Below are 20,800 nucleotides of genomic sequence, written 5' to 3'. Positions count from 1 at the left end.
GGCCTCCGGGGGCCGCGGAGGGCCCCCGGAGCGGTTCCGATCCGGAGGAATTTCGTCGGAGTGTCGACAAAGCGTCAAACCTAGTTGCCGGTATGGCTGCCGATCCAGGACTTCGCCGAATCGAACCAGCCCACCACGTTGTGCCAGTAGTCCGGGAGCGGCGTGAAGTTCCACAGCGCCAGGCAGCCCAGCGCCAGCACCACCAGCACCAGCAGGCAGCCCTTCGCGCAGCCCAGGCCGGGGATCCACATCCGGTTGCGGCTGCGCGGGCGCGGCTCGCGCTCCCGCGCCCGGGGCGGCTCCGGCTCCCGGTACGGCGGCTCCTGGCGGCGCGGCGGGGCCGGTTCGGGCCGGCGCTGCGGCGCCGCGTGGCCCTGCGGGCGGCCGTCGTAGCCGGGCGGCGGGCCGGGCTGCTGCGCCTGGTACGGCTGCGGGGCGACCGGCGGGCGACCACCGCGGCCCTGCGGGTACTGGCCGCCGGGCCGGCCGCCGCCCTGCTGCGGGTGCCCGCCCTGCTGCGGGTGCCGGCCGGGCTGCGGCTGGTACGGGCCCGGCTGCGGGGCGTACCGGCCGCCGCCGGGCGGCGGGCCGGGCTGCGGGGCCTGGTACGGCGGCGGGGCGACCGGCGGGCGCTGCCCGGGCGGCGGGTACTGGCCGGCCTGGTACGGGCGGGGCGCGACCTGCGGGTCGGCCAGGTCCTCCGGCTCGAAGTAGCCGATCCGGGTCTGCTCGTTGCGGTCCCGGGCGGCCTGCAGCTGGGTCTGCCACGGGTGCGGCCCGTCCGGCCGCGCGGGCGGCTGCTCGGGCGCGGGCGGCATCGCGGGCATCACCCTGGTGCGGTCCGCGGGCGGCGCGGGCGGCTGCGGGCTCATCAGCTGGGTGCGGTCCTCGGCGCCCTGGACGGCCTGACTGTGCGTCATGACCTGGGTGGCGGCGGCCGGGTCGTACCCGTTGCCGCCGAACGCGGGGTCGTGGGCCGGCGCGGCCGGGGCGAGCGCGGGGTCGGGCACCAGCAGGGCGGCGACCGACAGGGCGGCGTCCACGGCGGCGGGCGAGGAGTGCACGCCGATGCCGGCCGCCACCACCCGCAGCGCCTCGGCCAGCGAGACGGCGGTGGGCCGCTCGGCCGGGTCCTTGCGCAGGCAGCGCTCGACCACCGTCCACAGCGGCTCGGGCATGGTGCGGGGGCGCTGCGGCTCCTGCGCGAGGTGGGCCTGCAGGATCGCCAGCGGGTTGTCGCCCTGGAACGGCGGGCGGCCGGTGACCAGTTCGTACAGCATGATGCCGGCGCCGTAGACGTCCACCGCGGCGGTCTGCGGGCGGCCGTCGGCGGACTCCGGGGCGACGTACACGGGGGTGCCGACGAACTCGTGGGTGCGGGTGATGCCCGGGGAGTCGGCGAGGCGGGCGATGCCGAAGTCGGTGAGCATCGGGTACATCTGCTCGCCGCCGTCCATCACCAGGGTGGCCAGCAGGACGTTGGCGGGCTTCAGGTCGCGGTGCACCACGCCGTCGGCGTGGCTGGCGGCCAGCGCGTCGGCGATCTGCGCCATCAGCAGCGCGCCGGCGATCGGCGACAGCGGGCCGGACTCGCGCAGGTAGCGGAACAGGTCGGGGCCGTCGATCAGGTCCATCACCAGGGCGAGCAGCTCGCCCTCCACCACCAGGTCGCGGGTGCGCACGATGTTGGGGTGGGTCAGCCGCAGCAGGACGGAGCGCTCGCGCAGGAAGCGCATCACCACGTCCGGGTCGGCGGCGAGCTCCTCGCGCAGCACCTTCACCGCGACGGCCTGGCCGGGCTGCAGGCCCGGCACGGCGACGTCCTCGCGCACCCGGCCGCGCCAGACCGTGCCGGTCGCTCCGCGTCCGAGGCTCTCCTCGAGCAAGTACTTGCTTCCGACAGGCCGCACCTGTGCACTCCGTTCGGTCACCCCGCGCCCGCTGCGGGGCCGCGTTCCGGCACTCCCCCGTTCCCGTGAACGGCGCCGGGGCCTTTGGGATCCGCCCGCGCGCGAGGGCTCCCGGTTTTCGGCAACTCTAACGGTGCCCGCGCGGGTTTCCGAGGTGTTGCCGGGGCCCGTCGCGCGCTGTCGGCCACCTGGGGCGCCGGGGTCTCCTTGACCTGACTCGGCGTCGGATTCACCATGGCGATGATCGCAAGATCGTCAAATCCGGTACCGTGCGCGGACTGTCCGTCCCGAGTGGCAGGATGGCAGGCACCACACGTGTGCAGAAGGGACCCCGGGCGTGATGCAGATCCGGCTCACCGTCCTTCGACCGCGCAGCGGCCCGACCAGCCCCGGGAGCTCTGCCGACGTCCTGGTCACCGCACCGGTCGGCACCACGCTCGGCGCCGTCGCCACCGCGCTGGCCGGCGCGGTCGGCGTCCGCGGACCACGCTCCGCCACCCACATCCACCTGTACGCCGGTGAGCAGCGCCTGGACGAACAGCTCCCGATCGGCCACCCCCCGCTGATCGACGGCGCCGTCCTCGCCCTCGGCGAGCCCGACCCGGACACCGGGGACACCGCCGGCCGCCCCGCCGCCGAACTCCGCGTCGTCGGCGGCCCCGACGCCGGCGGCGTCCACCGCCTGCACGGCGAGCGGATCCGGATCGGCCGCTCCACCGAGGCCGACGTGCCGCTCGACGACCCCGACGTGTCCCGGCTGCACCTCGCCCTCCACCTCACCGCCGACGGCCACGCCACCGTCCAGGACCTCGGCTCCACCAACGGCACCCTGCTGGACGAGCGCTACCTGCGCGAGGAGAGCGCCGAACTCGCGCCCGGCGCACTGCTGCGGATCGGCGAATCCACCCTCCAGCTCGCCCACCCCGCCGACATAGCGGCCCGCAGCACCACCCCCGACGGCGAAGGCCGGCTCCGGCTCGCCCCCCGCCCCACCGCCCGCACCGCACCCGGCCGCCCAGCCGGCCCCCCGCCCCCCGCCGAACCGCCCGCCGAGCCCGGCGGCGGCCGCGGCCGCTGGCTGCGCCGCACCCGCCCCGAGCCGCCCGCCGTCGACACCGACCGCCAGCACGCCACCGCCCGCCTGCGGCAGGCCGCCAACCAGCGCGAACGCTGGCCCGACCCGGCCGCGCTGCTGCTCGCCGCCCTCGGCACCGGCCCCCGGCTGTGGGAACGCGGCCCCGACCACCCCGACGCGCTCACCCTGCGTCTGGGCACCGCCGACCTCCCCGGCGGCCCCGGCACCGCCCCCGGCACCCTGCTGCCCGCCGTCCCCGCCACCGTCGACCTGCAGACCGCCGGCAGCCTCGGCCTGGCCGGCCCGCGCCACCGCCTCGCCGGCCTGGCCCGCGCCGTGCTCGCCCAGCTCGCCGCGCTGCACCCGCCCAGCGGCCTCGCCCTGGTCGTGATCGCCCCCGAGCACCACGCCGAGGACTGGTCCTGGGCCCAGTGGCTGCCCCACCTGCGGCCCGCCCACGGCCAGGCCTGCCGGCTCCTCTACGGCCTCGGCCCCGAACAGGCCGAGGCCCGGCTCACCGAACTCGCCTCCGCCACCGCCGCCGCGCCCGCCACCGTCGTCCTGGTCGACGGCGACCCCGGCACCGACGCCGGCCGACGCGCCCTCGGCCTGCTGCTCCGGCAGGGCCCCGCGGCCGGCGTATTCGTCCTCTGCCTCGCCGAGGTCCCCGAGGAACTCCCCACCGGGCTCGGCGCGTTCGGCCTGATCACCGGCGAGGTCGCCACCCGCCTCACCCTCGACCGGCCGGCCGGCGGCGCCCGCGAACACCTCACCGACATCGCCCTCGACGCGGTCTCCCCCGCCTGGGCCGAACGCCTCGCCCGCACCCTCGCCCCGCTCCGCGAAGCCGCCACCGACGCCGACCACGCCGCCCGCGGACCGCTCCCCGAAGCCCTCCGCCTGCTCGACCTGCTGCGCTCCGAATCGCTCTCCCCCGCCCGGCTCGCCGAGAGCTGGAACGCGCTGCCCGCCGGCGCGGGCGCCGCCGCCGCCCTGCTCGGCACCGCACGCGGCGCGGCCGGCGAGGAGACCTGCGCCGTCGACCTCGCCGAGGACGGCGACCACCTGCTCATCGGCGGCGGCCCCGGCTCCGGCAAGTCCGAACTGCTGCGCGCCCTCGCCGCCTCGCTCGCCGTCTCCGAACGCCCCGACCGTCTCGCCCTGCTGATGATCGACGGCGACCGCGCCGACGACGGCGGCCTGGCCGGCTGCACCGACCTGCCGCACGTCACCGACCACGTCAACGCCGCCGAGGACCCGCGCGGCGCACTGCTCGCCGCCGAACGCCTGCTCGACGAACTCGCCCACCGCGAAGCCCTGTTCGACGGCCTCAGCTTCACCGAGTGGCACACCCGGCAGATCTTCGACAAAACCCCCGCACTGGTCGGCGGCCCCGCCGCGGACCGCGTCCGGGTGGTCGAACCCCGCCGCTCCCCCGACGCCCCGTCCGCCGACGCCCCCGCCCGCCTGATCGTCGTCGTCGACGACTACGACGCGCTGCTCGGCCCCGCCTCCCCCGGCGGCCGCCCGCTCGCCCGCGCGCTGGCCGCCGCCGCCACCCGCGGCGCCCGCCTCGGCGTACACGTCATCGCCACCACCGGCTCGCCGGAGAGCACCGCCGACACCGAACTCGACGAGGCCGCGCAACTGCGGATCGCCCTGCGCACCGAACAGCCCGGCGACTCCGACCTCCTGATCGACCTGCCCGACGCCGCCGCCCTGCCCGGCACCACCCCCGGCCGCGGCTACCTGCGCCGCCCCGACGGCGCCGTCACCGCCTTCCAGGGCGCCCGGGTCAGCGGCCGCATCCCGCGCACCGCGACGCTCCGGCCCACCGTCGTCGCCCAACGCCTGGAGGACCACGGCGCCGCCCCGTCCCCGCGCCCCGTCCGCGAACTCGGCAACGGCCCCACCGACCTCGCCCTGCTCGCCTCCGCCCTCCGCCGCGCCACCGAGAGCTGACCGCTTCAGGCTTCCGGGCACCGCTCAGCCGGCGGCGTCCGGAAGCTGCGACGGGCAGCGGCCGCCCGGCGTGGTCAGCAGCTCGAAGTGCCACATCTCGTTCGCGAACACCTGGCACAGCCCGTACTTGGCGCCCTTCCGGTTCAGCCAGTCGTCGGCATTGGTCGGCCCGACATCCACCGCCTTGCCCGACACGTGCGAGGACTTCTCCGGCGTGTTCACGTACCGCCGCGCCAGCTCCAGACTGCCGTGCTTCTCCACCGCGGCATCCAGCAACCGCTGCTGATAGCTCCGGCTCCGCCACCCCGAAGTGACCCGCAGCTCGATCCCCTGCTCCTTCGCGTCCGTGGCCGCCGCCCGCAACGCGGCGAGCAGCGCCGGATCGAGCCTGCTCACCGCCGCCGAGCCGTCGTCGAACGGGCTGGCCGAGACACCGGCGGCCAGCTCCCCGTCGGCCTCTCGCACCTGGTCCGATCCCCCCACGGCAAACGCCGCCACCGCTCCGAGCACCGCCACCGTCCCCGCTGCGGTGATGGTCCGCCGTGTGGTCTTCCTCATCTCTGCCTCCTGCTCCGTGCGCTTGCTTCCGGGCTCCATTGCAGGGCGGGCGGTGTTGCGAGGGCGTCTGGGTTTCCGCATACGTTTTCGACACCCACCGCCCCCGGCCGCCCCGCGCAGCGGCACACAAAACACCCGCGCCAGCCCCGCGCAGCAAGTGGTGAGGGCGGGCACACGTATCCGACACCCACCGCCCCCGGCCGCCCCGCGCAGCGGCACACAAAACACCCGCGCCAGCCCCGCGCAGCGGGCGGTGGAGGCAGGCATACGTCTTCGACACCCACCGCCCCCGGCCGCCCCGCGCAGCGGGTACCGCCGGACCGGTCAGCCCGGCCTGCCCCCGGTTCTCGCGCCGGCCCCGCGCAGCGGGTGGCGGGCATACGTATCCGACACCCACCGCATCCCCCCGGCCGCCCCGCGCAGCGGCACACGAAGCACCCGCACCGGCCCCGCGCAGCGGGCGGTGGAGGCAGGCATACGTCTTCGACACCCACCGCCCCCGGCCGCCCCGCGCAGCGGGTACCGCCGGACCGGTCACCCCGGCCTGCCCCCCGGTTCTCGCGCCGGCCCCGCGCAGCGGGTGGCGGGCATACGTATCCGACACCCACCGCATCCCCCCGGCCGCCCCGCGCAGCGGCACACAAAACACCCGCACCGGCCCCGCGCAGCGGGCGGTGGAGGCAGGCATACGTCTTCGACACCCACCGCATCCCCCCGGCCACCCCGCGCAGCGGGTACCGCCGAACCGGTCACCCCGGCCTGCCCCCGGTTCTCGCGCCAGCCCCGCGCAGCGGGTGGCGGGCATACGTTTTCGACATGCGGGGTCCGGTTCAATGGATGTTCGATCGTCGAGGAGCGGAGCTGTGCGTGCGGGTGCTGGTGGTGGAGGACGAGGTGTACCTCGCCGAGGCGGTGCAGGCGGGGTTGCGGTTGGCGGCGATCGCGTGCGACGTGGCGGGGGACGGCGAGGCGGCGTGGGAGCGGTTGGGGGTGCACCGGTACGACGTGGTGGTGCTGGACCGGGACCTGCCGGGGGTGTCGGGTGACGAGGTGTGCCGGCGGATCGTCGCGGCGGGGCTGGGCTGCCGGGTGCTGATGCTGACGGCGGCGTCGCGGCTGGATCAGAAGGTGGCGGGGTTCGAGCTGGGCGCGGACGACTATCTGACCAAGCCGTTCGACCTGGCGGAACTGGTGGTGCGGCTGCGGTCGTTGGCCCGTCGGCCGGAGCAGTCCGCGCCGCCGGTGCTGGAGTTCGCGGGGCTGCGGGTGGATCCGTTCCGGCGCGAGGTGTTCCGGGACGGGCGGTATGTGGCGTTGCCGCGCAAGCAGTTCGCGGTGCTGGAGGTGCTGATGGCGGCGCGGGGCGGGGTGGTGAGCGCGGAGGATCTGCTGGAGCGGGCCTGGGACGAGCACGCGGATCCCTTCACCAACGCGGTGCGGATCACCATCTCGGGTCTGCGCAAGCGTCTCGGTGAGCCGTGGGTGATCCACACCGTGCCGGGTGTCGGCTACCGCCTGGACGCGGCGTGAGCCGCCCTCGCCGCTTGACCGCCCGGCTGCGGCTGACGTTGAGCTACACGCTGTTCACCGTGACCACCGGCGCGCTCTGTCTGGGCGTGGTGTACGTCGGCATGAAGTACGTCCCCAACTACCCGTTGACGTCGGCGAATCCGCGCTACCGCTCGGACGCCCCGTCGCGGCAGGAGATCCTGCGCTCGCTGCTCACGGCGGAGGCGTACGCGCTGGCGGTGCTGACGACGGTGGGGATGGTGGGCGGCTGGCTGGTGGCGGGGCGGGTGCTGCGGCCGTTGCAGGAGGTGACGGCGGCGGCGCGGCGGGCGTCGGACGGGGATCTGGGGCACCGGATCGCGTTGGCGGGGCCGCGGGACGAGTTCACCGAGCTCGCGGACGCGTTCGACGAGATGCTGGCCCGGCTGGAGCGGGCGTTCGACGCGCAGCAGCGTTTCGCGGCGAACGCCTCGCACGAGCTGCGGACGCCGCTGGCGATCAACCGGACGATGCTGCAGGTGGCGGCGGCCGACCCGGCGGGGCAGGACTGGCCGCGGCTGGTGGACCGGCTGCTGGACACCAACCGGCGCGGCATCGAGGTCACCGAGGCGCTGCTGCAGCTCGCCGAACTCCCGCACCGCGTCCCGGAGTCGGCGCCGGTGGAGCTGTCCGCGCCGGCCCGCGAGGCGTTGGCGGCGGTGGCCGCGGAGGCCGCCGAGCTGGGGGTGGCCGTCAGTGCGGAGCTGTCCGCGGCCCCGGCCGCCGGCAACGAGGTGCTGCTGCGGCAGGCGGCGGTGAACCTGCTGCAGAACGCCGTCCGGCACAACCTGCCGTCCGGCGGCCGGGTGGAGCTGGCCACCGGCCCGGACCGGCAGCACCCGGGCCGGGTGCAGTTGACGGTGCGCAACTCCGGCCCGATGCTGGACAGTTCGGTGGTCTCCACGCTCACCGAGCCGTTCCTGCGCGGCAGCGGCCGGACGGCACAGCGCGGCCCGGTGCGGCGCGGGCACGGCCTGGGGCTGGCGATCGTCGCGGCGGTCACCGAGGCACACGGCGGACAGTTGCGGCTGGCGGGCAACCCGGACGGCGGGTTGACGGTGGTGCTCAGTCTGCCCGGTACGGCAGGTAGTGGGGCTGCGGTCGCGGCCAGGTGATGTCGAGGAACAGCGGGTAGTTCTCGCGTTCCAGGCAGCGCAGCAGGAACTCGGGGAAGGTGCCGCGGGTGGCGTACCACTGGCCGGTGTCGCTGACCACGGCGATCGGCCAGCCGTCCGGGTCGGGGCCCTGGGCGAGGAAGAACCAGGCGCCGCCGTACTTGTCGACTCCCCAGCCGATCAGCCCGCCGGGCTCGGGGTGGTACGGGAACGGGTCGATGTCGTGGTTGCGTGTCTGGCCGGGCTGCGAGCCGTACCACACCCCCCACAGCCCGCGGGCCTCGTCCGCGGTGCCGTCGACCGGTCCGAGGACGGTGAGGAAGCTGTCCAGGGTGCCAGGGCCCCAGCGGTCCACGAAGGTCTTGTAGCCGCTCGGCAACGGGACCCCGAGGTAGGTCTCGGCAGCGTCCCAACTGCCGTGCGGCGCTTGCCTGTCGGGTTCGCCGAGCAGGTCCGTGAGCCGGTCGAACGCGGAATCGCTCATGCGGGTCATTGTGCCGGGAACGCCCGAAGGGGCCCCGGGCGGGTTGCCCGGGACCCCTTCGGGGTGGTGCGGTCAGCGACCGGCGCGCAGCAGGGTGCGGATGACCCGCATGGCGACCGAGAGGCTGGACAGCTCGTAGTTGTCCGAACCCCTTATGTCGTCGAGGGTGGTGCGGGCCCGACCGAGCAGGTTGCCGTTGAGCTCGGCCCACTCGGTGTAGCGCTCCTCGGGGCTGGATCCGGCCGGTCCGGCGGCCAGCACGTCGGAGGTGAGCGCGGCGTGCGCGGCGAACAGGTCCTCGCGGATCGCGGCGCGGGCCATCGACGACCACCGGTCGGTGCGCGGCAGTTCGATGATCCGGTCGAGCAGGTGGCTGATCTCCAGGCGGTCGCCGAGGTCGTAGTACAGCTCGGCGACCTCCATCACGTCCGCGTCCGAGCGGTCCGCGACACCGACGATGTCGAGGGTCGGGAACGCGGAGGACAGTCCGGCCATCCGGCCGGCCAGGTCTTCCGGCACACCGGCCGAGGACAGCCTCTGGTACACCGACTCGTACCAGGCGAGGTCCTCGCCGCGCAGCGGCTTGGGCAGCGAGTCCCAGACCTGGTTGACCCGGTCGTGGAAGAACGCGATGGTGCCGGCGATGTCGAGCGGCTGGCGGCGGTTGCCCAGCATCCAGCGGGTGGCGCGCTCGACCAGGCGGCGGGCGTGCAGCCGCATGGTGGTCTGGATCTTGGCGCCGACCTGGTTGTCGAGGCCCTCGACCTGGTCCCAGAGCTGCTCCAGGCCGAACACCGCGCGGGCGGCGGCGTGGGTGCGGGCGATCTCCTCCATCGTCGCGCCGGTCTCCTCGCGGAGGCGGAACGCGAAGGTGCAGCCACCGCGGTTGATCGTGTCATTGACGATCAGCGTGGTGATGATCTCCCGGCGCAGCGGGTGGTTGTCGATCTGCTCGGCGAACCGGGCCCGCAGCGCGGACGGGAAGTACTGGTGCAGCACGTCCCGGAAGTACGGGTCGTCGGGCAGGTCGGTGGCGAGCAGCTCCTCGGCGAGGGTGATCTTGGTGTAGGCCAGCAGCACCGACAGCTCGGGCTGGGACAGGCCGCGGCCGGCCTGCTGGCGCTCACGGATCTGCTTCTCGGTGGGCAGGAACTCCAGCGCCCGGTCGAGCTGTCCGTTGGACTCCAGCCGGTTGATCATGCGGGCGTGCACGTTGACCATGCTGGCGGCCTGCGCGACGGCGTTGGCCAGCACCACGTTCTGCGCGTAGTTGTTGCGCAGCACCAGGCGGCCGACCTCGTCGGTCATCTCGGCGAGCAGGGTGTTGCGCTGCTTGACCGTCATGTCGCCGTCGGCGACCACCTGGTTGAGCAGGATCTTGATGTTCACCTCGTGGTCCGAGGTGTCCACGCCGGCCGAGTTGTCGATGGCGTCGGTGTTGATCCAGCCGCCGCTGGACTGCGGGCCGCCGTGCGAGGCGAACTCGATCCGGCCGAGCTGGGTGCAGCCGAGGTTGCCGCCCTCGCCGATGACGCGGGCGCGGATGTCGGTGCCGTTGACCCGGATCGGGTCGTTGGCCTTGTCGCCGACCTCCGCGTTGGTCTCGGTGGAGGCCTTCACGTAGGTGCCGATGCCGCCGTTCCAGAACAGGTCCACGGGGGCCTGCAGGATGGCCTTCATCAGCTCGGCGGGGGTCAGCTTGGCCGCTTCGATGCCGAGCACCTCGCGGACCTGGGCGGACAGCTGGATCGACTTGGCGGAGCGCGGGAACACGCCGCCGCCGGCCGAGATCAGCGACTTGTCGTAGTCGTCCCAGGAGCTGCGCGGCAGGTTGAACAGGCGCTGGCGCTCGGCGTGCGAGGCGGCCGCGTCCGGGTTCGGGTCGAGGAAGATGTGCCGGTGGTCGAAAGCGGCGACCAGGCGGATGTGCTCGGACAGCAGCATGCCGTTGCCGAACACGTCGCCGGACATGTCGCCGATGCCGATGACGGTGAAGTCCTCGGACTGGGTGTCGACGCCGAGCTCGCGGAAGTTGCGCTTGACGGACTCCCACGCGCCGCGGGCGGTGATGCCCATGCCCTTGTGGTCGTAGCCGGCCGAGCCGCCGGACGCGAACGCGTCGCCGAGCCAGAAGCCGTACTCCTGGGCGACACCGTTGGCGATGTCGGAGAACGTCGCGGTGCCCTTGTCGGCGGCGACCACCAGGTAGGTGTCGTCCTCGTCGTGGCGGACCACGTCGACCGGGTTCACGACCTCGCCGGCGACCAGGTTGTCGGTGATGTCGAGCAGCGCCGAGATGAAGGTCTTGTACGAGGCGATGCCCTCGGCCAGCCACGCGTCGCGGTCCACCGACGGGTCCGGCAGCTGCTTGGCGACGAAGCCGCCCTTGGCGCCGACCGGCACGATGACGGTGTTCTTGACCATCTGGGCCTTGACCAGGCCGAGGATCTCGGTGCGGAAGTCCTCACGCCGGTCGGACCAGCGCAGACCACCGCGGGCGACCTTGCCGAAGCGCAGGTGGACGCCCTCGACCCGGGGCGAGTACACCCAGATCTCGAAGGCGGGGCGCGGCGCGGGCAGGTCCGGGATGGCCTTGGGGTCGAACTTCATCGACACGTACGAGTGCCAGTTGCCCTCGGCGTCGTGCTGGAAGAAGTTGGTCCGCAGGGTGGCCTTGATCAGGTGCAGGAAGGAGCGCAGGATGCGGTCCTCGTCCAGCGACACGACCTCGTCGAGGGCGCCGGACAGCTCTTCCAGGATGGCGTCGGTCAGCTCGTCGCCGCCGGAGCGGTGGCTCGGCGAGAGCCGGGCCTCGAACAGGTTGACCAGCAGCCGGGTGGTGTGGGTGTTGTTGCGGAGCGCGTCCTCCATGTAGTCCTGGGAGAACGTGGAGCCCGCCTGCCGCAGGTACTTCGCGTAGGCGCGCAGCACCACGGCCTGACGCCAGGTCAGCTTGGCGGTGAGGACCAGCTCGTTGAAGCGGTCGTTCTCGGCCTGGCCGCGCCAGGTCGCCGCGAAGGTGTCCTGGAAGCGCTCGCGGTCCTCCTCGGTGAGGTCGGTGCCCTCGCGCAGGCGCAGGCCGAAGTCGACCACCCACGCGGTGGTGCCGTCGGTGCGGCGCAGCGCGTACGGGTGCTCGTCGAGTACCTCGACGCCCAGGCGTTGCAGGACCGGCAGGACCTCGGTGAGCGAGATCGGGCCGCCCACCCGGTAGATCTTGAAGCGGCGCTCGTCGTCGCCCGCGCCGACCGGCTGGTACAGGTTCAGGCGGAAGTCGCCCTCGCCGGTGAGCGATTCGATCTGCTTGAGGTCGGCGACGGCGGTGCGCGGCGAGTAGTCGGCGCGGTAGCCGTCGGGGAAGGCGGTGGCGTACTTGTGGCCCAGCTCGGCGGCGTGCTCCTCGCCGAACTCGGTCTGCAGCTGGTCGTTGAAGCCGTCCATCCAGAACCGGGCGGCCTCGGCGAGCCGGTTCTCGATCCGCTCGATGTCGGCGTCGGACAGCTGCGGCAGCTCGTTGCCGGGGGCGACCCGGACCACGAAGTGCAGGCGGGTCAGCACCGACTCGGTGGCGTACACCGTGTAGTCGATGGTGTCGCCGTCCAGCTCCTCCTTGAGGATGCTCATCAGGGCGAGCCGGATGCGGGTGGTGTAGCGGTCGCGCGGCAGGTAGACGTACGCCGAGAAGTAGCGGCCGTACTCGTCCTGACGGAGGAACAGCCGCAGCCGGCGGCGCTCCTGCAGGTACAGCACGCTGGTGGCGACGGACTGCAGCTCGGCGGCGGCGGTCTGGAACATCTCGTCGCGCGGGAAGGTCTCCATGATCTGGAGCAGGTCGCGGCCGTCGTGGCTTTCGCCGGAGAAGCCGGCGCCGTCCATGACCTCCTGCACCTTGCGGCGCACCACGGGGATCCGGGTGACCGACTCGGTGTAGGCGGCGGAGGAGAACAGGCCGAGGAAGCGGCGCTCGCCGATCGGCTCGCCGGCCGCGTTGAACTTCTTCACGCCGACGTAGTCGAGGTACGCGGGGCGGTGCACGGTGGCCCGGCTGTTGGCCTTGGTGAGGATCAGCAGCTTCTTCTCGTGCGCCTTGGCGCGCACGGGGGCGGAGAGCCGGCCGAAGGCCTCGGAGACCGGGTGGTGGTCCACGTCGTGGCTGAGCGGGTCGGCGCGCAGGATGCCGAGGCCGGTGCCGGCGACCGCCTTGAGCACCTCCTCGCCCTTGTGCTCGACCAGGTCGTACTCGCGGTAGCCGAGGAAGGTGAAGTGCTCGTCGGCCAGCCAGCGCATCAGCTCCCAGGCCTCGCCGACCTCCTGCTCGGGCAGGTGCGCGGGGGGCTGCTCGGCGAGCTCGTCGGCCAGACGGAGCGCGGAGTCGCGCATCTTCGTCCAGTCCTCGACGACCTCGCGGACGTCGCCCAGCACGCGGCGCAGGCCCGTCTCGATCTCGCGCAGGTCCTCGCGGGCGGTCTCGCGGTCGATCTCGATGTGCATCCAGGACTCGATCACGGCGTCCGCGGGCCACTCGGCGCCGGCGGCCTGCGCGCGGTTGCACGCGTCGGTGTCGAGGATCTCCAGCAGCTTGCCGGTGAGGTCGCGGCGGACCGCCAGCTGCGGGTGCACGACCAGGTGGATGGCGCGGTTCAGGCGGGTCAGCTCGTTGGTGACCGAGTCGACCAGGAACGGCATGTCGTCGGTGACGACCTCGACCACGGTGTGGCCGCAGGACCAGCCGTTCTCCTCCACGGTCGGGGTGTACACCCGGACCTCGGCGGTGCCCTGCGGGCGCTTGAGGCCCAGCCGGTAGTGGGAGGCCGCGGCACCGTAGACGTCCACCGGGTCCCGGTTGATCAGGTCCTCGGGGGCCGTGTGGAGGTAGTAGTGGTGCAGGTAGGCGGCCAGAGCGCCGTTGCTCAGCCCTTCGCCGGGCGCCGCTCCCCCCACCTGGCTGTTCTCAGCGGCTGCTGCTGCCTTCTTGAGCAGGTCGGCCTTGGCTGCGTCCAGCTTGGTCTGCATAGCTGTTTGGCTCCTGTCGCGCGCCGTTGCGTGACTCGGTGATGACGGTGGGTGCACCGCCGGGCCCCATCGGCAAATCCTCCCGCGCACCAGGTGGAAAAGCGCTCATGTCACGCATGAGTCGCGCTCAACCCGGGTACGACAAGTCGTTTGGCCTGCCTGACCGAAACCGGCGACGCCAGCCAGCCTAACGTGGCGGCACCAGGGTGTCAGGGGACATGGAGGCACAATCCCGGACGAAGATCGTTCCTTCCTGGACACCTTGTCCAAAGCCGTCCGGGCGTCCTGTACGTCACTCGGGTGACCACTCCATGTGCGGGTGCACGTAGTCGGTCGGCGGGGTGAACGTCTCCTTGATCGACCTGGTGGACGTCCAGCGCAGCAGGTTCTGCGCCGCGCCCGCCTTGTCGTTGGTGCCGGACGCCCGGCCGCCGCCGAACGGCTGCTGTCCGACCACCGCTCCGGTCGGCTTGTCGTTGACGTACAGATTTCCGGCGGTGAACCGCAGCCGCTCCACGGCCTGCGCGATGGCCCGCCGGTCCTGCGCGATCACCGAGCCGGTCAGGCCGTACGGGGCGGCCGCGTCGACCCGGTCCAGCGCCTCCTCCCAGCGGGTGTCCTCGTACACCTGGACGGCCAGGATCGGCCCGAAGTACTCGGTGGAGAAGATCTCGCCGCGCCGGGCGCCGCCAAGCAGCACGGTCGGCCGGACGAACCACCCGATCGCGTCGTCGTACTGGCCGCCCGCGAGGAGTTCCACCTGCGGGTCGGCCTTGGCGCGCTCGATCGCATCGCGGTTGCGCGCGAACGCGCGTTCGTCGATCAGCGCGCCCATGAAGTTGCTCAGGTCGGTGACGTCGCCGACGGTCAGCGCGTCCACCTCGCCGAGGAAGTCGTCCTTGATCCGCCGCCACAGGCTGCGCGGCACGTACGCCCGGGACAGCGCCGAGCACTTCTGGCCCTGGTACTCGAACGCGCCGCGCAGCATCGCGGTGCGCAGCACGGCCGGGTCGGCGGAGGGGTGGGCAATCAGGAAGTCCTTGCCGCCGGTCTCGCCGACGATCCGCGGGTAGCTGCGGTAGTGGCCGATGCTGCGGCCGATCTCCCGCCACAGGTGCTGGAAGGTGGCGGTGGAGCCGGTGAAGTGCAGCCCGGCCAGCGCCGGGTCCCGCAGCGCCACCTCGGTCACCGCCTGCCCGTCGCCGGTGACCAGGTTGACCACGCCGGGCGGCAGGCCGGCCTCCTCCAGCAGCCGCATCAGGAAGTGCGCGGCCAGCATCTGCGCCGGCGCGGGCTTCCACACCACCGTGTTGCCCATCAGGGCGGGCGCGGTCGGCAGGTTGCCGGCGACGGCGGTGAAGTTGAACGGGGTGATCGCGCAGACGAAGCCCTCCAGCGGGCGGTGGTCGGCGCGGTTCCACACCCCGGGGCCGGAGATCGGCTGCTCGGCCAGGATCTGCCGGGCGAACCGCACGTTGAACCGCCAGAAGTCGACCAGCTCGCACACGTCGAGCTCGGCCTGCTGCACGGACTTCGACTGGCCCAGCACGGTGGCGGCGGCCAGCGTCTCGCGCCACGGCCCGGCCAGCAGGTCGGCGGCGCGCAGGAACACCGCCGCCCGGTCGTCGAACGACAGGCCCCGCCACTCCGGCGCGGCCGCCAGCGCCGCGTCCACCGCGTCCCGCACGTCGGCGGCGGTCGCGTTGCCCAGCACGCCGAGCTTCGCCGCGTGGTGGTGCGGCTGCGCCACCTCGATCCGCTCCCCGCCGCCGATCCGCTGCCGGCCGCCGACGGTCATCGACAGCGTCGTGTACTGCCCGGCCAGCAGGTCCGCGACCCGCAGCAGCCGGGCCCGCTCGGGACTGCCCGGCGCGTACTCCCGCGACGGCTCGTTGACGGGTGTGGGGACGGTGGTGACCGCGTCGATCGGCATGCTGCTCAACTGCTCCGTACGGTGGTGCGTGCTGTTCCCCTCCCAGGGTGAACGCGCGTACCTGCGTTGACGTGCCGTGACACGCCTAGCGCGACAGCTCCTCGGCCACCGCGACGGCCTCCGCCAGCGAATCCACCACCGGCACGCCGACGTGCACCAGCTTCTCCCGGGTGTGCGAGCCGCCCGTCCACAGCACCGACTTGATGCCCTGCGACAGCGCCGCGTGCGCGTCGTCCGCCGCGTCCCCGATCAGCACGGTGCGCTGCCGGTCGATCTCCCCGCCCAGCGCCGCCAGGTGCCCCGCCAGTTCCTCCGCCTTGCGCCCGCCGGAATCCCCACGCCGCCCGTCCACCCGCACGAAGTGCCTGGTCAGGCCGAACGCGTCCACCGCCGGCACCAGCTTCTCGTGCTCGTACATCGACAGCACCGACTGGCTGCGCCCACCCGCCGCCCACCCCGTCAGCAGCTCCTCCACGCCCGGCGTCAGCCCGCAGCTCGGGAACAGTTCCAGGTACTTGACGTGGAACGCGTCGTCCAGCTCCAGCCACTCGTCCCGGCTCGGCATCCGCCCCAGCAGCCGGTGGTAGAACCGCGGGACCGGGATCTCGTACTGCGCCCGGTACTCCTCCAGCGACATCGGCGCGATCCCGACCAGCGAGAGCGCCGCGTTGCTGGCCCCCAGCACCGCCGGCATGTCCGACAGCAGGGTGCCGTTCCAGTCCCAGACTATGTGTGTACGCACCCGCCAAGGGTACGGCCGGGGGCCCGGAATCCCGTTCGGAATTCCGGGCCCGGCCGGCCGGATCAGGCAGCGTTGAACTCGTCCGGGTTCGGGCCGGTGCGCAGGCCGCGGTCGGTGGCGGCGATCGCGGCCATTTCCTCGTCGGTCAGGGTGAAGTCGAAGACGTCGAGGTTCTGCCGGATCCGGGCCGGGGTGACGGACTTCGGGATGACCAGGTTGCCGAGCTGGAGGTGCCAGCGCAGCACCACCTGGGCGGCGGACTTGCCGGTGCGCTCGGCGATCTCGGTGATCGCCGGATCGCCCAGCACGGCGCCCTGGGCGAGCGGGCTCCAGGCCTCGGTGGCGATGCCGTGCTCGGCGTGGAAGGCCCGCAGTTCGGCCTGCTGGAGGCCGGGGTGCAGTTCGACCTGGTTGACGGCGGGCACCAGGCCGCCGTTCTCGATCAGCCGGGTGAGGTGCGCGGGCTGGAAGTTGGAGACGCCCGCGGCGCGGATCCGGCCGTCGGCGGCGAGGCGCTCGATCGCCCGCCAGGAGTCGAGGTAGAGGTCCCGGGCGGGGGTGGGCCAGTGGATCAGGTACAGGTCGACGGTCTCCAGCCCGAGCTTGTCGAGGCTGGCGTCGAAGGCCCGCAGGGTCGCGTCGTAGCCCTGGTCGGCGTTCCACAGCTTGGTGGTGATGAACAGCTCCTCGCGCGGCAGCCCGGACGCGGCCAGCGCCTTGCCGACGCCGCGCTCGTTGCCGTAGATCGCGGCGGTGTCGATGCTGCGGTAGCCGGCCTCCAGCGCGGTGGCGACGGCGGCGGTGGTCTCCTCGTCCGGGACCTGGAAGACGCCGAAGCCGAGCTGCGGCATCTCGACGCCGTTGTTGAGGGTGACAGTGGGGACGGTCATGCGGATCAAGCCTTTTCGGTGAGGGTGTAGTTCAGGGTCTGGGCGCGGATCAGGCCGTCCCGGAAGACGAAGGTGTCGACTCCGTCGGTCACCTGCCGGGTGGCGGTGGCGGCGCTCCAGCGGAGGAACAGCAGGTCGTCGGCGAACAGCGGGGTGAGCTGCCATTCGGCGTCGGGGAGTTCGGCGAGCAGCCGGCCGATGACCTGCTTGACGCCGCCGCGGCCGGTGCGGACGCCGTCGGGCGTCAGGAACACGGCGTCCTCGGTGTAGCTCTGGGCGATCAGGTCGAGGTCGCCGGTGGCGAGGCGCCGGCCGTGCTCGGCGAACACCTCCTGCGGGGTGCGGGCGCTCACCGGTCGAGCTCCCGCAGCGCGGTCGTGGCGAACCCGTGGTCCTGCTCGGGGGCGCCGCCGCCGACGCCGAGGGCGCCGATCAGCCGGCCGTCGCGGTGCACCGGGACGCCGCCGGCGATGAACAGCAGGGGACGGTCCAGCGCGGTCGGCAGCGAGTGGAACGGGCCGTCCGGCTTGACCAGGTCGACCAGGTCGGCGGTCGGCGCGTTCAGCTGGAGCGCGGTGTACGCCTTGCGGGTGCTGGTCTCGCCGGAGATCAGCACGGCCCGGTCGTCGCGGCGGAACGCCAGCAGGTGCCCGCCCGCGTCCAGGACGGTGACGCTGACCGCGACCCCGGCCGCCTCGGCGGCGGCGCGGGCGGCGACGACCAGGGTCTCGGCGTCGGTGGTGGTGAGCGGGGTGGTGGTGAGGGTGGTGCTCATGGTGCTTCTCCGGTACGGGGAGTGAGGGTGGATCAGTGGTTCAGCGCGGGAGCGGGGACGGCCGCGGGGGCCGCCGCCTCGCGGCGCTCCAGGCCGGCCGAGACGAAGGCCAGCAGCAGGGCGGAGCCGGCCAGCGCCGCGCCCACCCAGTTGGGTGCGGTCGCGCCGAATCCGGCCGAGATGACGGCGCCGCCGAGCCACGCGGCGAGCGCGTTGCCCAGGTTGAATGCTCCGATGTTGACGGCCGAGGCCAGCGTCGGCGCGCCGTGCGCCTGGTCGAGGACCCGCTTCTGGAGCGGCGGCACGGTGGCGAAGCCGAGGGCGCCGATCACCAGCAGGGTGACCGCGGCGGTGATCTCGTTGTGGGCGGTGACGGTGAACAGGGCGAGGGCGAGGGCCAGGCCGCCGAGGGTGGTGAACAGCATCGGCATCAGCCGGCGGTCGGCGAACCGGCCGCCCAGCAGGTTGCCGAGGAACATGCCGACGCCGAGCAGCACCAGCAGCCACGGCACCGCGCCTGCCGAGAAACCCGCGACGTCGGTCATCATCGGCGCGATGTAGGTGATCGCGGCGAACACGCCGCCGAAGCCGAGGACGGTCATCGCCATCGCCAGCACCACCTGCACGTTGCGGAACGCGGCCAGCTCCCGGCGCAGGTGCGCGCCCTCGGGCCGGGGCAGGTCCGGCACCAGCTTGGCGATGCCGAGCAGTCCGATCACGCCGAGCGCGGCGACGACCGCGAAGGTGGCCCGCCAGCCGACGCTCTGGCCGACGAAGGTGCCGAGCGGCACGCCGACGATGTTGGCGACCGTCAGCCCGGTGAACATGGTGGCGATCGCCCCGGCCTTCTTCTCCGGCGCGACGAGCTCGGCGGCGACCACCGACCCGATGCCGAAGAACGCGCCGTGGGCGAGCGAGGCGACGATCCGCCCGACCAGCATCGCCCCGAAGTTCGGCGCGAGGGCCGAGAACAGGTTCCCGACGGTGAACAGGACCATCAGCAGCATCAGCATCCGCTTGCGGCTGATCCGGGTGCCGAGCACGGTCATCAGCGGTGCGCCGACGACCACGCCGATCGCGTAGCCGGTGACCAGCAGGCCGGCGGTGGGGATCGTCACCCCGAAGTCCGAGGCGACCTCGGGCAGCAGGCCCATGATCACGAACTCGGTGGTTCCGATGCCGAACGCCCCGATGGCCAGGGCGAGGAGCGCGAGAGGCATGACTGCCGACCTCCATGCGATTGCGGATGCGCCTTACGTGCTCCGACAATAATTGCAGACGCATCTTCTTGCAAGCGCAATGATTGCAGACGCCTTGTACGGGGCGGTCGGTGCAATGGGCGCGGAAACGCGAGGACCCCGCCCCGGCCGGGTGGCCGTGACGGGGTCCTGGAGCGAAAGATCAGCCGATCAGACCGGGGATCTCCTGGGTGGCGAACCAGAGCAGCTCGTGGTCCTCCGCGCCGTCCACGGTGAACTGCGCGTCCTGGTCGCCCTGGTCGGCGGCGGCGATCGCGTCGGCCGCGGCGGCCACGTCGGCCTCCACGTCCGCGTCCGCGTCGTCGGCGTGCACCGAGGCGGCCTTCGCCAGCCGGATCGGGCCGGCCAGCACCACCCGGCCCAGCGAGGCCTGGTCCTGGTACTCGTCGCCCGGGAACGGCGACACCGCGGAGTCGGCGACCTCGACGGCCACCACGACGCGCCGCCGCGCCGCCTTCGGGTCGGCGGCCAGCAGCCGGATCGAGGACAGCGCCGCCCGGTTGAGGGCCGCGTACTCCAGCTCCTCCATGTCGTCGCTGACGTACCACTCGCGAAGCGCCGGAGTCACCGCGTACGCGACGCTCTGCTCCAGGACCCCCTCGGGGTGCGCCACCGTCAGGTCGTTCAACGTGGTGGGCACGTACACGCGCATGGGGGGCACCTTCCTCGGTCACAGTGCGACGGGTCAAGAATACGCAGCCCGCGGCCGCCGGTTCCGCGCTGGGCCGGTCAGGGGAGGGGCGGTGTCCCCCTTGGTGCCGCCCGGCCGCCGACCGTGCGTCAACTCCGCGACCGGCCGGGCCCGCCGGGCCCCTTCCGCCCCCGCGAACACCACCCGCACGAGTGGATTTTCCGGCCGCCTCGCGGGCGCGCGACCCGCCTTGGGCCTGCCCCTGCGGGCCCGATAACAAGGTCCGGCACACCCGACTCACCGGCCCCCACGCCCCGACGCCCGAGAAGGCCCCGATGACCGAGCAGCTCACCCGGACGCCCGGCCCCCGCATCCGCCCGCTGGTCCATCCGGTGCACTCCGCCCGCCGCCCGGTCCGCCACCCGCACCCGGCCGGCGACGCGGTCCGGACCGTCCGCAGCCCGCGGGCGGCCTGCGACGGCGGACGCCCGGCCCGGCCGCGCAGCCCGGCACCGACCCGGACGGGGCACAGCGAGCTGGCGGCCCGCTTCGCCCGCCGCCTGGTGGAGGTGCTGTGCGGGGTGCGCCCGGTGCACCAGCTGCAGCGGCACACCACGCTGCCGGGCTTCCACCAGCTCGCGGCACTCACCCGCAGCGGCCCGCTCCGCCCGCGCGGGCGGTCCTGGCAGCCGCGGCTGGGCCATGTGCACGACTCGGCGCCCGCGCCGGGCGCGGTGGAGGCCTGCGTCCGGATCGAACTCGGACCCCGGCACCACATGCTGGCGTTCCGGCTGGAACTGCACACCCGCACCGGCCAGTGGCAGTGCACCGCCGTCGAGGCCCGCTGAACACCTGCCGAGTGCGTCTGAGCACCCGGGGAAACGCCGCGGGGCGCCACCCCCGGA

15 protein-coding genes are annotated in these 20,800 nt (G+C 73.4%); 4 read left to right on the top strand and 11 right to left on the bottom strand.

Annotated elements, in window-relative coordinates:
* Positions 1 to 80 precede the first annotated feature (80 nt).
* A complete protein-coding gene (locus ACFYST_RS29590; protein ID WP_387866763.1) occupies positions 81 to 1,910 on the bottom strand; it encodes a serine/threonine-protein kinase in 1,830 nt (609 codons plus the stop codon).
* Between the two features lie 340 nt (positions 1,911 to 2,250).
* Here ACFYST_RS29590 and ACFYST_RS29585 point away from each other — a divergent pair, with 340 nt between their 5' ends.
* On the top strand, positions 2,251 to 4,947 hold the full coding sequence (locus ACFYST_RS29585) for an FtsK/SpoIIIE domain-containing protein (protein WP_387866862.1): 2,697 nt from the start codon (positions 2,251 to 2,253) through the stop codon (positions 4,945 to 4,947).
* 24 nt (positions 4,948 to 4,971) lie between these two features.
* On the opposite strand, the gene ACFYST_RS29580 is transcribed toward ACFYST_RS29585, so the two are convergent.
* A complete protein-coding gene (locus ACFYST_RS29580) occupies positions 4,972 to 5,505 on the bottom strand; it encodes a M15 family metallopeptidase (RefSeq protein ID WP_387866760.1) in 534 nt (177 codons plus the stop codon).
* An 867-nt stretch (positions 5,506 to 6,372) separates the two neighbouring features.
* Between ACFYST_RS29580 and ACFYST_RS29575 the strand changes: the two genes are divergently transcribed.
* Together ACFYST_RS29575 and ACFYST_RS29570 are read left to right on the top strand one after the other, a co-directional pair.
* Positions 6,373 to 7,035 (top strand): response regulator transcription factor, encoded by a 663-nt coding sequence (locus ACFYST_RS29575; RefSeq protein WP_387647661.1) that lies wholly within the window; start codon positions 6,373 to 6,375, stop codon positions 7,033 to 7,035.
* A gap of 14 nt (positions 7,036 to 7,049) precedes the next feature.
* Complete coding sequence (locus ACFYST_RS29570; RefSeq protein ID WP_387866759.1) at positions 7,050 to 8,168, top strand: sensor histidine kinase; 1,119 nt, start codon at positions 7,050 to 7,052, stop codon at positions 8,166 to 8,168.
* On the opposite strand, the gene ACFYST_RS29565 is transcribed toward ACFYST_RS29570, so the two are convergent.
* From ACFYST_RS29565 to ACFYST_RS29525, 9 genes are all read right to left on the bottom strand, one after another.
* The gene (locus ACFYST_RS29565) at positions 8,119 to 8,652 is read right to left on the bottom strand and encodes a hypothetical protein (RefSeq protein ID WP_387866758.1); all 534 of its coding nucleotides are present in this window, start codon (positions 8,650 to 8,652) and stop codon (positions 8,119 to 8,121) included. The genes ACFYST_RS29570 and ACFYST_RS29565 overlap by 50 nt on opposite strands.
* A 72-nt stretch (positions 8,653 to 8,724) precedes the next feature.
* Positions 8,725 to 13,665, bottom strand: coding sequence for an NAD-glutamate dehydrogenase (locus tag ACFYST_RS29560; RefSeq protein WP_387647594.1), 4,941 nt, complete (start codon positions 13,663 to 13,665; stop codon positions 8,725 to 8,727).
* Between the two features lie 292 nt (positions 13,666 to 13,957).
* Complete coding sequence (gene pruA / locus ACFYST_RS29555; RefSeq protein WP_387866859.1) at positions 13,958 to 15,592, bottom strand: L-glutamate gamma-semialdehyde dehydrogenase; 1,635 nt, start codon at positions 15,590 to 15,592, stop codon at positions 13,958 to 13,960.
* 91 nt (positions 15,593 to 15,683) lie between these two features.
* Positions 15,684 to 16,340 (bottom strand): HAD family hydrolase, encoded by a 657-nt coding sequence (locus ACFYST_RS29550; RefSeq protein ID WP_387866755.1) that lies wholly within the window; start codon positions 16,338 to 16,340, stop codon positions 15,684 to 15,686.
* Positions 16,341 to 16,402: 62 nt separating this feature from the next.
* Positions 16,403 to 17,230, bottom strand: a complete 828-nt coding sequence (locus ACFYST_RS29545) for an aldo/keto reductase (RefSeq protein WP_387866751.1) — start codon at positions 17,228 to 17,230, stop codon at positions 16,403 to 16,405.
* Positions 17,231 to 17,235: 5 nt separating this feature from the next.
* Positions 17,236 to 17,583 carry a nuclear transport factor 2 family protein gene (locus ACFYST_RS29540; protein WP_387647603.1) on the bottom strand — a complete coding sequence of 116 codons (348 nt, stop codon included), beginning with the start codon at positions 17,581 to 17,583 and terminating at the stop codon, positions 17,236 to 17,238.
* Complete coding sequence (locus ACFYST_RS29535; RefSeq protein ID WP_387866748.1) at positions 17,580 to 18,005, bottom strand: heme-binding protein; 426 nt, start codon at positions 18,003 to 18,005, stop codon at positions 17,580 to 17,582. The genes ACFYST_RS29540 and ACFYST_RS29535 overlap by 4 nt, the downstream gene beginning before the upstream one ends.
* 32 nt (positions 18,006 to 18,037) lie before the next feature.
* Positions 18,038 to 19,225, bottom strand: a complete 1,188-nt coding sequence (locus ACFYST_RS29530; protein WP_387866746.1) for an MFS transporter — start codon at positions 19,223 to 19,225, stop codon at positions 18,038 to 18,040.
* Positions 19,226 to 19,406: 181 nt separating this feature from the next.
* Complete coding sequence (locus ACFYST_RS29525) at positions 19,407 to 19,916, bottom strand: DUF6912 family protein (protein ID WP_387866744.1); 510 nt, start codon at positions 19,914 to 19,916, stop codon at positions 19,407 to 19,409.
* Positions 19,917 to 20,230: 314 nt separating this feature from the next.
* Between ACFYST_RS29525 and ACFYST_RS29520 the strand changes: the two genes are divergently transcribed.
* Positions 20,231 to 20,743 (top strand): Rv3235 family protein, encoded by a 513-nt coding sequence (locus ACFYST_RS29520; protein WP_387647614.1) that lies wholly within the window; start codon positions 20,231 to 20,233, stop codon positions 20,741 to 20,743.
* Positions 20,744 to 20,800 lie beyond the last annotated feature (57 nt).

This window comes from Kitasatospora sp. NPDC004614 (genome assembly GCF_042873675.1).
Classification (GTDB): domain Bacteria; phylum Actinomycetota; class Actinomycetes; order Streptomycetales; family Streptomycetaceae; genus Kitasatospora.
This window is presented reverse-complemented; position numbering and strand designations above follow the sequence as displayed.